Origin of the sequence: Brevundimonas sp. (genome assembly GCF_035626975.1) — a bacterium.
In the GTDB taxonomy this organism is placed as follows: domain Bacteria; phylum Pseudomonadota; class Alphaproteobacteria; order Caulobacterales; family Caulobacteraceae; genus Brevundimonas.
The window spans coordinates 74,706-86,564 of record NZ_DASPMQ010000022.1 but is presented as its reverse complement, the minus strand read 5'-3'; the positions used below and the strand labels follow the sequence as shown (position 1 = coordinate 86,564).

Sequence of the window (11,859 nt, the reverse complement as noted above, 5' to 3'; positions counted from 1 at the left end):
AGGTCGTTGTCGATGCCGATCTCGCCGAACTCGTTGACGATGACGGCGTAGCGCTTGCCGTGGTCCTCGGTGAGGATGCGGTTGAGCAGGGTGGTCTTGCCGGCGCCGAGGTAGCCGGTGAGGACGGTGACGGGGATCTTGCCAGAGGCGGTGTCGGTCATGGGCCGCTAGATGGCGGCTGCGAGGCCGCTTGTGAAGGTCAGCAGTCGGGACAATCCGGCAGGGGGCCGGCTTCCAGCTGCAGGGTGGTGTGATGGATGGCGAAACGGACCCGGGCCATCCTGTGCGCCTCGGCCAGCAACGCCTCGGGATCGGGCCTGTCGTGGACGAGGTGGGCGGTCAGGGCCGTGTCGGTCGTCGACAGGCCCCAGACGTGCAGGTCGTGGACGGCGCTGACCCCGGGCAGGGCCAGGAAGGCGGTGCGGATCGCCTCGACGTCCACCCCCCGGGGAGCGGCGTCGAGCGCCAGGTTGACCGAGTCCTTGAGCAGGCCCCAGGTGCCCCACAGGATCACCGCCACGATGACCAGGCTGACCAGCGGATCGATGATCGACCAGCCCGTGAACAGGATCGCCGCGCCGGCTATGACGACGCCGATCGAGACGGCGGCGTCGGCCAGCATGTGCAGATAGGCCCCGCGCGCGTTGAGGTCCGAATGCTGGTCGCGCATGAACAGCAGGGCCGTGCCCAGATTGATGACGAAGCCGACGCCGGCGACGATCATGACGATACGGGACTGGACCTCGGCTCCGCTGCCCAGCCGCTGGGCCGCCTCGACCGCGATGGCCCCGCAGGCGAAGATCAGCAGGATGGCGTTGGCCAGCGCCGCCAGCACCGTGGCCTTGCCGTAGCCGTAGGTCTTCTGCGGGCCGCCGGCGCGCCGCGCCAGCCAGGCCGCGCCGCCGGCCATGGCCAGACCCAGCACGTCTGACAGATTATGGCCCGCGTCGGCCAGCAGGGCGGTCGACCCGCTCCACAGGCCGGCCACGACCTCGCAGCCGACGAAGGCGAGATTGACGATCAGCCCGACGGCATAGCGCCAGTCGCCGGTGTCGACCGGACCGTGGTGATGGTGGCCGTGTGCATGGCCATGATCGTGGTGATCGTGGCCATGATCGTCATGGATGTGGCCGTGGGCGTGCGCCATCCGCAGAGCTTTAGTGCTGATGGGTGACGACGAGAAGGCCGATAACGATCAGGGCCAGCCCCAGCACCGCCCCTTCGTACCGCGCCCAGCGCTCGAGCCGCAGCACCGACCATCCGGCGCGGGCCAGCAGGGTGAACAGGGCCATGCCGAGCACGGTCCCGACCGCGAAGACCAGCGTCAGCGCCGCGAGCACGGCGAGACCTTCCTGCGCCTGGCTCAGATAGAAGGGCAGCAGCACCTCGCCGGGCGAGATCGCCATCATCGCCACAAGGCCCCAGAAGGCGGCGGCGTGCGACACCGCCGGCTCGGGCAGGTCCAGCTGCGGACCGCCGGCCGTCTGGGGACCACGGATCGCCGCCCGAACCAGGTAGAAGGCACCGAAGACGAACAGGAGGATCGCCGACAGATACGGCAGCAGGCCGGCGATCCACTGGTCCAGCGCCAGCCCCGCGATGACGATCAGGCTTCCCACCAGGGCCGTGGCGGCGATGTGGCCCAGACCCGCCGCCGTGACGGCGGCCAGCATGCGGCCGAGGCTCCAGCGCTGCGCCCGGCCGACCAGCACGAAGGGCAGCCAGTGCGTCGGCAGGGCCGCGTGCAGGAAGGCGGTCGCGAACCCGCCGCCGAGCAGGGACAGGAGGATCGACTGATCGAGGTCGGGCGGCGTCATCCCCGCCTCTGTAGCGTGTTACTTTATAACAGTCGAGAGCGCGGCGGAGAATTCGCTCTCCGCCGCACCGTCCTGGTCAGAACAGCCAGTCGTGGTCGCTCCGATGTACGGGATCGTCGACGCCCCCGATCAGGAACCCGTCCTGCCCGAAGGCCAGCATCTCGCCCGGTGATCCGCCGCGGCCGCCGAAGCTGCCGGGGGCGAAGGCCCCGGCGCTAACGGCGAGGTCCGGCAGGGCCAGGGGCGTGTCGTCGTCCCCGGACAGGATGAAGTCGTCTCCTGTCAGCCCCGGCAGGACCTGGGCCATGTCGAGCGCCTTGTCCGAAAGAACCGGCGCGGAGGCCGGAACCAGCACATGGATCGAACCGTCGGAGAACCGGAGCTGGTCGATGTCGACCAGCAGGTCGGCGCCATCCCGGCCGACGACACTGTCGGTCACGCCCCATAGCCCGCCGCCCAGGTCCTCGATCAGATAGTCGGCGAAGACACCGGACAGCACCGCCGTGTCGTTTCCACCGCCGCCGCAGCCGCAGCTGCCGGTTCCCACCAGGATGTCGTCGCCCTTGCCGCCCGTCAGGGTGTCGTCGCCGTCCCCGCCGACGATGCTGTTGTCCTCATCGTTGCCGACGCCGACGAAATCGCCCACGCCGTCGAAGCCCAGCTCCTCGAAATTGGCGCGCAAGGTGTAGCTGTTCAGCGTCGTGGCCACGCTGTCGTAGCCCTCGTTGGCGAACTCGACCAGGGTGTCGTTGGCTTCGACATAGTAGCGGTCGTCGCCGAGACCGCCCTGGAGCTGATTGGCCGCGCCATTGCCGCCTTCCAGCAGATCGTCGCCATCCAGGCCGATCAGGACATCGCGCCCCTCCCCGCCGTACAGATAGTTGCTCTCCGCGCTGCCGATGATGACGTCGTTGAAATCGCTGCCCGTGACGTCCTCGATACTGACCAGCTGGTCCGAGGCGCCGTCGCCATCGTTCGTGGTCTGGCCGATGTTGAGCTTGACCACCACCGCGCCCGCGGCGGCGCTGTAGTCGGCCATGTCATAGCCGGCGCCGCCCCGCAGCACGTCCGCCGCCCCGCCCCCGGCCAGCAGGTCGTAGCCGTCGCCGCCGTCCAGCACGTTCCCACCGGCGTCGCCATACAGCTCGTCGCCGAAAGCGGAGCCCAGCAGGTTCTCGATACTGGCGAAGGTGTCGGTCGATCCGTCACCATCGTCCGTGGCGCCGCCGTCGGCGAGGTTGGCGATGACGAAGCTGGCCGCGAGGCTGTAGTCGGCCGTATCCACGCCGTCGCCGCCGTCCAGGACATCGGCTCCGCCGCGGCCGGCCAGCGCATCGTTCCCGATATTGCCCGTGATGGCGTTGTCTTCGGCGTTGCCGATGCCGGTGAAGGCGCCCGAACCGAGGGAGGCCAGGTCTTCCAGATTGGCGGCCAGGACCAGGCGCGACTGGGTGGTGAAGACCGAATCGTGCCCCTCGCCCGAGAACTCCACGAGCGTGTCGTTGGCGTCGACCTGGTAGATGTCGTCGCCGAGGCCGCCCTGCAGCTGGTTGGACGTGCCGGACCCGCCGATCAGGAGGTCATCGCCGCCGAGACCGACCAGATAGTCCCGGCCATCGCCACCGCTGAGCACATTGGACCCTGCCGAGCCCAGCAGGGTGTCGTCAAAGGCCGAGCCGGTCACGTTCTCGATCGAGATCAGGGTGTCAGCGCCGCCGTCGCCGTCGGTCGGCGCCAGCCCGAGATAGAGCCGCACCAGGACGCCAGACGCCGCGGTCGTGTAGTCGGCCGTGTCGGTATCCGCACCACCGTCAAGAACGTCGGAGCCAGCGCCGCCGCTCAGAACGTCGTCGCCGCCCAGCCCCTCGATGGTGTCATCAGTGCCGGTTCCGGACAGCGCGTTGTCGCCGCTGTCGCCCGAGACAAGCGCGAACAGGACGGTGTCCGGCTCGCCTGCGCGGAGGCTTGTTTGAATGCCCATGGCGGCCCCCTTCGACGCAAAACCCTGAATCGCCGCGCGGAGCGACTGGTAGAACATCGTTACCGACTTCTTAACGTCGGGTCGCCGCCGACGCAATCAGTGACTCGCCGGACGGGGCCGTCGCCGGCCGTGATCTCTGCTTTGGCGGACCTCTGGCGGCGTCACCGGCGTCCAGAAAGGCCCGGAGAGCCGGGTTTCGCGTTGACTCAGCGACCCCCTTCCGTATATGTCGCCGCTCTTCGCCCGAGGGGACCCCCGTCGGGCTTATTCTTTTTGCGTTTCGCTGAGGCTTCAACATGTACGCGGTGATCAAGACCGGCGGCAAGCAGTACCGGGTCCAACCCGGCGACGTCATCGTGGTCGAGAAGCTCGACGGCGAGGCCGGCTCCAACGTGTCGTTCGGCGACGTGTTGATGCTGGGCGGCGACAAGGGCATCACCCTGGGCGCCCCGATGATCGCCGGCGCGACCGTCGCCGCGACGCTGGTCGAAACCCGCAAGGGTGAGAAGATCAAGATCTTCAAGAAGATCCGCCGTCAGGGCTATCGCCGCACCAACGGCCATCGCCAGATGGAATCGGTCCTGCGCATCACCGGCATCGAAGGCGCCGGCGAAAAGGCCAAATGGGACGGCGAAACCTCGCTGATGACCAAGGCCGAGATGAACCTGCGCGCCCGGGGCCTGGCCCCGCGCGTTGAAGAGACCGAAGCCAAGCCGGCGAAGAAGGCGGCCGCTCCGAAGGCCGCCAAGGCCGAAGCCTCGAAGGCCGAAGCCGCCGCTGAAAAGCCGGCCGCCGCCAAGAAGGCTCCGGCCAAAAAGGCTGCGCCCAAGGCCAAGCCCGCCTCGACCGACGAAGCGTAAGAACAGTTAGAGACAAGGGAGCAGACCTATGGCTCACAAGAAATCCGGTGGTTCGTCGCGTAACGGTCGCGACTCCGAGTCGAAGCGCCTCGGCGTGAAGAAGTTCGGCGGCGAGCGCGTGCTGGCCGGCAACATCCTCGTGCGTCAGCGCGGCACCACCTTCCACCCGGGTGAGAACGTCGGCCTCGGCCGCGACCACACCCTGTTCGCCACCGTGCACGGCGCCGTGAAATTCACCAAAAAAGCGAACGGCCGATGCTACGTGTCGATTCTTCCGGCCGTTGAACAGGCCATGGCCGCCGAGTAGCGCGAACGGAACATCTTCCGGATCGCGCAAGGCTCAAGAGCCGCGATCCGGACCAAGGGAATTATTTCCGCGGGGAGTCTGGATCACCAGGCTCCCCGTTTTCGTTTCCCCGCCTCGATGCCGTCCGAGCCCTCCAAGGAGGCGGCGTACTGGATGAGGCGCAACCATGTGCGTGATCGAACCCTCTCCCGTCGTCGAGACGCGGCGTCTGGCCCTGCGCGCGCCGCGCCCGCAGGACGTCAGCCGTCTGGCGACCCTCGCCAATGATCCTGACATCGCGCGGATGACCCTGCGCCTGCCCCACCCCTATTCGATGGAAGACGCGGAAGCCTTCGTGATCGGCGTGGCCGGACAGGATCCCGCCCGGGCCGCGACCTTCCTGATCGAGCACGAGGACCACGGCCCGGTCGGCGTCATCGGCCTGTTCGAGGACAGCGATCCGGCCCCCGAGGTCGGCTACTGGATCGGCCGTCCGTTCTGGGGCCGGGGCTATGCGACGGAGGCGCTGGAGGGCGCGCTGGCCTGGGCTGCGCGGCGTTGGCGACGGCGCGCTCTGGTCGCCGGGCATTTCAGCGACAACCCGGCCTCCGGCCGCGTGCTGGAGAAGGCGGGCTTCCTGTACACGGGCGAGGTCCGCAAAGGCTTCAGCCGCGCGCGGGGCGCCGACGCCGAGACGCGGCGGATGGTGTGGCTGGCCTGACCCGCCCTGAGTGACGATCGCCACGCGCACGACAGCCCGGCCTGAAAGGGCCGGGCTGCCAAGGCTTCGTGGGCGGAGGGCCGTCGGGCGGCGGCCCGATGCCGAAGCCTAACCGAAGAGAGTCGGGCCGAAAACGGCGGCCAGGGCGACGGCTCCCGCCGCGACGGCCACGATGGCGCCCGCCGTGAAGGCCATCCATGTGCGCGCCGCGCGCTGACGGCGCAGGCCGCTGGTCTTCACCGACCTCAGCATGACGCCGGGCTTGGGCCCAAAAACTTCCGAGCCTGAAATATTGTGCTGGGACATGAACGCGCTCCCTGTTCCACCGCCCCTTGCGGGTCAGGAGGACCGAAGCGGGTCGGACAAGGCGAAACGATGGCGAACGCCGCTCATCCACCGTTCCGTGATCGGATGAACGCCGTTCGTACGCTGTCAGCCGCAGAAGATCAGGCGTCCGCTCCAGGCGCGGTAGTAGCCGCTGGCGGGATCGTAGGAGCGCCAGGTCGCGCGGCACCAGTCGATACGGGCCGGATCGCGGCCGCCAGCGTAGTCCTGACGGCCATACCCCCCGCGGCCCCCGCCCGCATGGACGATATCCGGCCGGCCATAGGCGCCGTGATACACTGTTCCCGCCTGCCCATAGCTCCCGTAGCCGTGGCCATAACCGCGGCGGCGCGTTGAATACCGGCCGTCATGACCATAGGGACGGCCATAACCGTGGTTGTCCCCGTAGCCGGCGAGGGCGCGGTAATCGCGTCGGGCCTGCGGGCTGACGCGGTGACGCTGGTCGCGCCAGCGGGCCCCGCAGTCGGTGCGGTTGGCGTCCCAGAAGGTGTCGCAACGGTAATCGCCCGGCCGGTCGAGCTGACTGCGCCAGGCGAAGGCCGAGGGCGCGCGGTTCGAACCGGCCTCGTGACGTCCGTGGCCGCTATTGTATCCCCACGACTGGGCCGCCGCGGAGCCGGCCGCCAAGGCGCACCCGGCGGCCAGGATCAGGGTCAGGAACGGACGGCGCATGGTTAATTCTCCAGAGCGGCCCGATACGCGGCCTGAAAAGACGAACTGGGAACGCTACAGGGTGACCGAAACGCGCCCGCCCCGGGTGTCGACGTGGCGCATCAGGACGATGCGGTCGTCGCCGCCGTCGCTGACCGGAGCGATGATGAACCAGCCGCCGTCCGGCAGGCCGGTGAAGGTGAAACGCCCGTTGTCGCAGGTGGTCGAGCGAACGTAGGAGCGGTAGTCGGCGCTGGGATCGGCGACGGTGCGGGTGCGTACGATGGCTTCCGGCACCGCCGCGCGGTCGGTCGAGCCGTACAGGGTGCGGAAACGGGCGCGGGTATAGGGCGTGTCGGGGGTCAGGCCGACCGAGCCGGTGCAGGTGAAGACCTCCCCGTTGCGCCGGTAGTCGATTCGTCCGTCGATCGAGGCCCGGCCCGAAGCGGTTGACCATGCGAAGTCGTCGGCGCGGAAGACGCCCGGGGCCGGCCGGGGGTCCGGAGCGAAGCCGCCGTCCATCGGATAGGTCTCGCACGCCGCCAGCAGCCCGCCGAGCGCGACGGCGGCGATCAGGGGGAGAACAGGTTTGCGAGGGGTCATCTGGGCGGCCATGGGCTCTCTCCGTCACGGGTGCGGGTCGAACGTGCGGATCAGACGCTCAACGCCGCGGCAAGGTCAAGGTTGCGAGCCTCCGGACGGTGGTCCAAAAGCGCGCAGCAACTCGGCGAAGACCGGGTATAGGGGAGCCCCATGACAGTCACGTTTGACCACATTCTGGCGGCGCGGGACCGGATCGCGGGTCAGGTCGACCGGACGCCGGTGCGCCATTCCCGCAAGCTGTCCCAGCTGACCGGCGCCGAGGTGTGGATCAAGTTCGACAACCTGCATTTCACCGGCAGTTTCAAGGAGCGCGGCGCCCTGAACCGGCTGCTGCAGCTGACGCCGGAGGAACGTCGGCGCGGCGTGGTCGCGGCCTCGGCTGGCAATCACGCCCAGGCGCTGGCCTACCACGGCGGCCGGCTGGGCATTCCCGTCACCATCGTCATGCCCGAGGGCACCCCGTTCGTGAAGGCGGACGGCACGCGGGCGCACGGCGCCACGGTCGTCATCAAGGGACTGGATTTCTCGGGCTCGACCGAGGAGGCTCACCGGCTCCGGGACGAGGAAGGCTTTGTCTTCGTCTCCGCCTTCGACGACGAGGGCATCATCGCCGGCCAAGGCGTCTGCGGCCTCGAATTCATGGAGGACGCGCCCGATCTGGACGTCCTGATCATCCCTATCGGCGGCGGTGGACTGATCGCCGGATCGGCCATCGCCGCCAAGGGGCTGAAGCCGTCGATCCGCATCTTCGGGGTCGAGGCGGCGATGTATCCCTCATTCTCGGCCCGGCGCCGCGGCGAAGCCGCGAAATGCAGCGGCCAGACCATCGCCGAGGGCATCGCCATCAAGGCGGTCGGGGAGATTCCCTTCGCCCTGGCCGATCCGCTGGTCGAGGAGGTGCTGGTCGTCGACGAGGCCGACTTCGAGAAAGGGGTCGCCTTCCTGGCCACGCTCGAGAAGACGGTGGCCGAGGGCGCGGGCGCCGGCGGACTGGCGGCCATGCTGGCCTATCCCGACAAGTTCCGTGGCCTGAAGGTCGGCATCGAACTGACCGGCGGCAATATCGATTCGCGCATGCTGGCCGTGGTGCTGAACCGCGAACTGGTGCGCGAGAAGCGGCTGATCGTCTATCGCATCCTGGGCGACGACCGCCCGGGCATGCTGTCCAAGATGAGCGCGGTGATCGGCGGCCTCGGCGGCAACATCATCGACGTCGTGCACAACCGGCTGGCGCTGGACGTGCCGGCCAAGGGCGCGGAGTTCGACATCATGGTCGAGACGCGCGGCGAGGCCCACGCGGATGAAATCAGACACGGACTGGAAGAGGCAGGCTATGCGCTACGGATGGGCTAGGACGGGGGCCATGCTGGCCATGGCGGCGGCGCTGACCGGCTGCGGTCGCGACGCGGCGTCGCCCGGCGATCCGGTGGCCGCCGAGAACCTGCGCGCCGCCGAATTCTTCATGGCCTCCAACGCCAGGGCCGAGGGCGTGCAGACCCTGCCGTCGGGCGTGCAGTACAAGGTCATCCGGGCCGGTCCGCCCGGGGGCGAGCGGCCCGACGGCAACGACATGGTTCGCGTCGACTACCAGGGCACGCTGACCGACGGCACGGTATTCGACAGCTCGTTCGAGAACGGGCGGCCGACGGTGTTCACCGTCGAGGAGGTGGTGCCGGGCTGGCGGGACGCCCTGCAGCACATGAGCGTCGGCGACGAATGGTACGTCTACATCCCGCCGGCCCTCGGCTATGGCGACCGGGACATGGGCGCGATCCCGCCCAACAGCGCCCTGATCTTCCGATTGAAGCTGCTGGACCTCGCCCGCAACCCCGGCGGCGACACCGCCGTGGCGACCGCCACGGGCTGAGCCGCTAGTCTTCGGCGGGGGGCGCCGGCATCAGGTCGCCGAAGGGCGCGGCGTCCTCGAGCGCGCGACGGAAGGACGGCCGCGCCATCAGCCGTCCGTGCCAGGCTTTCAACCGCGGGCGATCACCGAAGGGAACCAGCCGCCGGGCGTAGGTCAGGATCGGCGCGGCGGCGCAGTCAGCCAGGGTGAAGGTGTCGCCCGCGCCCCAGGTCCGGCCATCGGCCAGGCGGGCCTCGAGCAGATCCCATGCCGTGGCGATGACCTGCGCGTCCTGGGCCGCTCCGAAAGCGTCGTGCTGTCCCTCGGGCCGGAATTTGCCCAGCACGATCCGGTTCATCGGGCCGCCGACATAGGTGTCTATGATGCGGTCGATCCAGCGCGCCTCCAGCGCCGCCTCCGGATCGGCCGGGATCAGCCGCCCACCGCCGGCCAGCCGGTCGAGATATTCGATGACGATGCTGGATTCATAGATCGTCTTCCCCGCCGCCGTGTCCACCAGCGTCGGCATCTTGGCGAGGGGCGACACGGCCCGGAAGGCCGCCATGACGGCCTCGTCGCCGGCGTCGACCAGCTTCAGCCCGAACGGCAGGTCCAGCTCGTAGAGGGCGACCGACGCCTTCTGGCCGTAGCCGGCGTAGGGATGGGACCAGAGGATCAGCGACATCAGGCAGCCTCGTCTTGCGTCGCCAGCCAGGCGGCCAGCTGTTTCATGCCCTGGACGGTCCCTTCCTCGCGTTCGGCCCAGCCGTCCTCACCGAAGTAGACGCCCTGCTCGTTGAAGATCAGCCGCGCGCCGCCGGGGTCGGCCAGAACCTCCACCGAGGCGATCGAGGCCGACAGTTTGCGCCCGCCGACATGCATGACGAAGGCGAAGACGAAGCGGAGGTCCGGCACGATGTCGAGGTAGGTCCCCTCGAACAGGTGCTCGGCGCCGTCTCCGCCGCCGCCGCGGCTGATCTCGCGACCGCCGACGCGGAAGTCGAGTTGCTCGATGACCGGAGCGCGGACCTCTTCGCAGCCCATCCAGCGCTGCTTGATCCCGCGGTCGGTGAAGGCGGCGAACACCCGCACGGGCGACGCGGCATAGGTTCGTTCGACCGTGAAGGCGCCGAAGAAGAGACGGTCGCCCGTCATCACGCCCCTCCGTGTCCCTTGCGCGCGATCCGCAGGTGGGTGGCGCGCTCGCCGGCGGTGCTTTCGATCACATCATAGCCCAGCGCCGGCAGGTCCAGACCGGCCCAGAACGGCTCGCCCCGACCCAACAGGACGGGCGAGACAGCGATATGCATCTCGTCGATCAGACCGGCCCGCAGATACTGGCGAATCGTCTCCGCCCCGCCGCCGATGCGGATGTCCCTGTCGCCGGCCGCGTCGCGCGCCCGCTGCAGCGCCGCCTCGATCCCGCCCGTCTCGAAATGGAAGACCGTGCCGCCCTTCATCTCGAGCGATCGGCGCGGGTGGTGGGTCAGGACGAAGGTCGGCACATGATAGGGCGGCTCCTCGCCCCACCAGCCCTTCCAGTCCTCGTCGGGCCAGTCGCCCCGGATCGGGCCGAACATGTTGCGGCCGAGAATCCAGGCGCCGACATTCTCCATGCCGCGCTCGGCGAAGCCGGCGTCCGTCCCTTCCGTGCCCTGACCCTGCCCGAACAACGTCTGAAAGGTCTTCGTCGGATAGAACCAGTGGTGCAGATTCTCGCCGCCGACGCCCAGCGGATTCGCCAGGCTCTGGTCCGGTCCGGCGCCGAACCCGTCGACCGAGACCGCGAAACTGCTGACGCGAACCTTGCCGGCCATTACGAACGCTCCTTTAGCTCACGGCCGAGCTTGTCGAGCATCTCTCCGCAGCCGTGCTCGCGCATGGCGATTTCCTGACGCGGGTCGCCACCGAAGTAGGCGCCCTGTTCGGTATAGATGAGCCGCGTGCCCGAGCCGTCGGCGACCAGTTCGGTCGTGGCCAGGGAGGCCGAGGCCCGCTCCTTGCCCGCCGCGGTCACGCGGCCCATCACATAGCTGACAATGATGCGGCTGTTGTCGACGATATCCAGGTGCTCGGTGTCATTGAACCAGGTTTCATTGGTTTCGTCGCCGAACCGAAAACTGCCGCCGGCGTAACCCCCGACGCGGAAGTCGTAGGTCCAGTCGTGGATGGTCCAGCCCTCGCCGTCGACGAACCAGCGGCGAAAGGCGATCGGATCCGAATAAGCGCGGAACACCCGCTCGGGCGAGGCGTCGTACCGGCGCTCGATGGTGAAAGTCCCGTGAGCGAGCTCGGGATTGGGGGTGGTCATGACTTCGACTCCTCTTCGGGTTTCGTCTCGTCCAGAAAGGCGCCGAGCCGGTCGAGACTGCGCTCGACCGACCGGCGACGGTCGTTGATCCAGCGTTCGGCGGCGCTGAGCGCCCGGGCGTCGACCCGACAGGTGCGGACGCGGCCGACCTTCTCCGTGGCCACCAGTCCGGAGGCCTCCAGAATCTTCAGGTGTTGCACCACCGCCGACATCGACATCGGCAGGGGTTCGGCCAGTTCGCTCACCGTGGCCGGGCCGGCGGACAGCCGTTCGACCATGCGCCGCCGGGTCGGATCGGACAGCGCCTGAAAGGCGAGGTCGAGCGGTTGCTGATACTGAAGCATTCACTTAAGTATCATGCCGCAAGCCGCCACCGCAAGCCCCTCCGCCGCAACCCCTCGTTAATCGACGCGGCGCACGCTCGACGTCGTCCATCTC

At 68.6% G+C, this 11,859-nt stretch carries 17 protein-coding genes; 5 read left to right on the top strand and 12 right to left on the bottom strand.

From position 1 onward, the window contains the following. The 4 genes from VEB62_RS06795 to VEB62_RS06780 all read right to left on the bottom strand — a co-directional run. Positions 1–161, bottom strand: a 161-nt coding sequence (locus tag VEB62_RS06795) for a GTP-binding protein (RefSeq protein ID WP_324797170.1), incomplete at its 3' end; no start/stop codon positions are given. A 38-nt stretch (positions 162–199) separates the two neighbouring features. Beyond that, positions 200–1,147 (bottom strand): cation diffusion facilitator family transporter, encoded by a 948-nt coding sequence (locus tag VEB62_RS06790; protein WP_324797158.1) that lies wholly within the window; start codon positions 1,145–1,147, stop codon positions 200–202. Between the two features lie 10 nt (positions 1,148–1,157). Then, the gene (locus VEB62_RS06785) at positions 1,158–1,817 is read right to left on the bottom strand and encodes a hypothetical protein (protein ID WP_324797154.1); all 660 of its coding nucleotides are present in this window, start codon (positions 1,815–1,817) and stop codon (positions 1,158–1,160) included. 76 nt (positions 1,818–1,893) lie between these two features. Continuing rightward, positions 1,894–3,798 carry a calcium-binding protein gene (locus VEB62_RS06780; RefSeq protein ID WP_324797152.1) on the bottom strand — a complete coding sequence of 635 codons (1,905 nt, stop codon included), beginning with the start codon at positions 3,796–3,798 and terminating at the stop codon, positions 1,894–1,896. A 296-nt stretch (positions 3,799–4,094) separates the two neighbouring features. Here VEB62_RS06780 and rplU point away from each other — a divergent pair, with 296 nt between their 5' ends. The 3 genes from rplU (at position 4,095) to VEB62_RS06765 (ending at position 5,665) form a co-directional block, all read left to right on the top strand. Beyond that, complete coding sequence (gene rplU, locus VEB62_RS06775; protein ID WP_324797150.1) at positions 4,095–4,658, top strand: 50S ribosomal protein L21; 564 nt, start codon at positions 4,095–4,097, stop codon at positions 4,656–4,658. A 28-nt stretch (positions 4,659–4,686) separates the two neighbouring features. Then, entirely contained in the window at positions 4,687–4,965 is a 279-nt protein-coding gene (gene rpmA, locus VEB62_RS06770) for a 50S ribosomal protein L27 (protein WP_324797148.1), read from the top strand. A gap of 166 nt (positions 4,966–5,131) precedes the next feature. Beyond that, the gene (locus VEB62_RS06765) at positions 5,132–5,665 is read left to right on the top strand and encodes a GNAT family N-acetyltransferase (RefSeq protein WP_324797145.1); all 534 of its coding nucleotides are present in this window, start codon (positions 5,132–5,134) and stop codon (positions 5,663–5,665) included. Positions 5,666–5,773: 108 nt separating this feature from the next. Here VEB62_RS06765 and VEB62_RS06760 read toward each other — a convergent pair whose 3' ends face one another. From VEB62_RS06760 to VEB62_RS06750, 3 genes are all read right to left on the bottom strand, one after another. After that, the gene (locus VEB62_RS06760) at positions 5,774–5,971 is read right to left on the bottom strand and encodes a hypothetical protein (RefSeq protein WP_324797142.1); all 198 of its coding nucleotides are present in this window, start codon (positions 5,969–5,971) and stop codon (positions 5,774–5,776) included. 126 nt (positions 5,972–6,097) lie between these two features. Then, complete coding sequence (locus VEB62_RS06755) at positions 6,098–6,682, bottom strand: BA14K family protein (RefSeq protein WP_324797139.1); 585 nt, start codon at positions 6,680–6,682, stop codon at positions 6,098–6,100. 54 nt (positions 6,683–6,736) lie between these two features. After that, entirely contained in the window at positions 6,737–7,276 is a 540-nt protein-coding gene (locus VEB62_RS06750; protein ID WP_324797137.1) for a hypothetical protein, read from the bottom strand. A gap of 138 nt (positions 7,277–7,414) precedes the next feature. Here VEB62_RS06750 and VEB62_RS06745 point away from each other — a divergent pair, with 138 nt between their 5' ends. Continuing rightward, positions 7,415–8,617, top strand: a complete 1,203-nt coding sequence (locus VEB62_RS06745; protein ID WP_324797134.1) for a threonine ammonia-lyase — start codon at positions 7,415–7,417, stop codon at positions 8,615–8,617. Then, positions 8,598–9,131: an FKBP-type peptidyl-prolyl cis-trans isomerase gene (locus VEB62_RS06740; protein ID WP_324797132.1), complete on the top strand. Its 534-nt coding sequence runs from the start codon at positions 8,598–8,600 to the stop codon at positions 9,129–9,131. Before VEB62_RS06745 ends, VEB62_RS06740 begins: the two co-directional genes overlap by 20 nt. A 4-nt stretch (positions 9,132–9,135) precedes the next feature. Here the strand turns inward: VEB62_RS06740 and VEB62_RS06735 are convergent, their stop codons facing one another. From VEB62_RS06735 to VEB62_RS06715, 5 genes are read right to left on the bottom strand one after another with little or no spacing between them, the layout of a single operon-like run. Then, positions 9,136–9,795: a glutathione S-transferase family protein gene (locus VEB62_RS06735; protein ID WP_324797129.1), complete on the bottom strand. Its 660-nt coding sequence runs from the start codon at positions 9,793–9,795 to the stop codon at positions 9,136–9,138. Continuing rightward, positions 9,795–10,265 carry an SRPBCC domain-containing protein gene (locus tag VEB62_RS06730; protein ID WP_324797126.1) on the bottom strand — a complete coding sequence of 157 codons (471 nt, stop codon included), beginning with the start codon at positions 10,263–10,265 and terminating at the stop codon, positions 9,795–9,797. The genes VEB62_RS06735 and VEB62_RS06730 overlap by 1 nt, the downstream gene beginning before the upstream one ends. After that, on the bottom strand, positions 10,265–10,927 hold the full coding sequence (locus VEB62_RS06725; RefSeq protein ID WP_324797124.1) for a dihydrofolate reductase family protein: 663 nt from the start codon (positions 10,925–10,927) through the stop codon (positions 10,265–10,267). Before VEB62_RS06725 ends, VEB62_RS06730 begins: the two co-directional genes overlap by 1 nt. Then, positions 10,927–11,421: an SRPBCC domain-containing protein gene (locus tag VEB62_RS06720; protein ID WP_324797122.1), complete on the bottom strand. Its 495-nt coding sequence runs from the start codon at positions 11,419–11,421 to the stop codon at positions 10,927–10,929. Before VEB62_RS06720 ends, VEB62_RS06725 begins: the two co-directional genes overlap by 1 nt. After that, positions 11,418–11,765 carry an ArsR/SmtB family transcription factor gene (locus VEB62_RS06715; protein WP_324797119.1) on the bottom strand — a complete coding sequence of 116 codons (348 nt, stop codon included), beginning with the start codon at positions 11,763–11,765 and terminating at the stop codon, positions 11,418–11,420. Before VEB62_RS06715 ends, VEB62_RS06720 begins: the two co-directional genes overlap by 4 nt. Between the last annotated feature and the right edge of the window lie 94 nt (positions 11,766–11,859).